The sequence below is a fragment of the Nonomuraea aurantiaca genome (assembly GCF_020215705.1).
Classification (GTDB): Bacteria; Actinomycetota; Actinomycetes; order Streptosporangiales; family Streptosporangiaceae; genus Nonomuraea; species Nonomuraea aurantiaca.
Genome location: NZ_JAIWNB010000115.1, coordinates 1 through 1,393, shown reverse-complemented (window position 1 = coordinate 1,393; position 1,393 = coordinate 1). Strand labels below are relative to the sequence as shown.

The window sequence follows — 1,393 nt, the reverse complement described above, 5'->3', positions numbered from 1 at the left end:
GATGGCGTCCCATCGAGTGGTGTAGTTCGTGACGATCAGTCACCGAGGTCTGGCAGAAGGTGAGCCATCGTGTGACGGTCGAAGGGAAGCGCTCATTCTTCCCGGAAGGACACGCTCACGATGGCTCTGTCCCAGTCTGACTTAACCGAGCTTCTGGAGTCACTACGCGCGGCCGACAGCGTGGAGATGGTCCGCCGTGCCCTGCAGCGCATGCTGCAGGAACTCATCGAAGCCGAAGCCACCACCGTCATCGGCGCCGCCCCGTATCAGCGCAGCCCGGAGCGCACCACCCAGCGCAACGGCCACCGCGAACGGCTGCTCACCAGCACCGCCGGCGATCTGGAGTTGCAGATCCCCAAGCTGCGCTCCGGCTCGTTCTTCCCCAGCCTGCTGGAGCGTCGCCGTCGCGTCGACCGCGCCCTGTTCGCCGTCATCATGGAGGCCTACGTGCACGGCGTGTCCACCCGCGCGGTCGACGACCTGGTCAAAGCCCTCGGGGCGGACAGCGGCATCTCCAAGAGCGAAGTGTCACGTATCTGCCAGGGCCTGGATGTGGAGATCACCGCATTCAAGGACCGGCCGCTGGACCACATCGCCTTCCCGTATGTGTTCCTGGATGCCACCTACTGCAAGGTGCGCGTCAATCACCAGATCGTCTCCCAGGCCGTGGTCATCGCCACCGCCATCACCACCGACGGCCACCGCGAAGTACTCGGCCTGGCCGTAGGCGACAGCGAGGACAAGGCGTTCTGGACCGAGTTCCTGCGCTCCCTGCGTGCCCGCGGCCTGTCCGGGGTGCGCCTGGTCATCTCTGATGCCCATACCGGCCTGGTCGCCGCGATCCGCACCGTCATGCTCGGCGCCGCCTGGCAGCGCTGCCGAGTTCACTTCATGAGAAATGTGCTAGCGAAAATCCCGAAAGGCTCGGGCGAGATGGTCGCCGCCACCATCCGCACCATTTTCGCCCAAGCAGACGCTGAGGCCGTCCGCGCCCAGCTGCACACCGTCGCCGACATGCTCGGCCGCCAGTTCCCCCAGGTCAAAGACATGCTGCTGAAGGCCGCCGATGACATCACCGCCTTCGCGGCCTTCCCCGTCGCGCACTGGAAGAAGATCTGGTCCACCAACCCGCTGGAACGGCTCAACCGCGAGGTCAAACGCCGCGCCGATGTCGTCCAAGTCTTCCCCAACGCCCCCGCCTTGGAACGGCTGGCCGGCGCCGTCCTGGCCGAGCTACACGACGAGTGGCAGGTTACCGACCGCCGCTACCTGTCGGAGACCTCCATGGCCGACCTCCACACCGGCAGCGCTGCACGCGACCCGGCCGAGCTCACCACGCACTCAGAATCGCAACCGTCGATCACGTAGTTACACCACTCCACGGGACGCCATC

Annotated in this window: 1 protein-coding gene; it reads left to right on the top strand. The window is 65.8% G+C overall.

Translation table 11 applies throughout. From position 1 onward, the window contains the following. Positions 1-120: 120 nt before the first annotated feature. Complete coding sequence (locus tag LDL49_RS56400; RefSeq protein ID WP_225303191.1) at positions 121-1,368, top strand: IS256 family transposase; 1,248 nt, start codon at positions 121-123, stop codon at positions 1,366-1,368. Positions 1,369-1,393 lie beyond the last annotated feature (25 nt).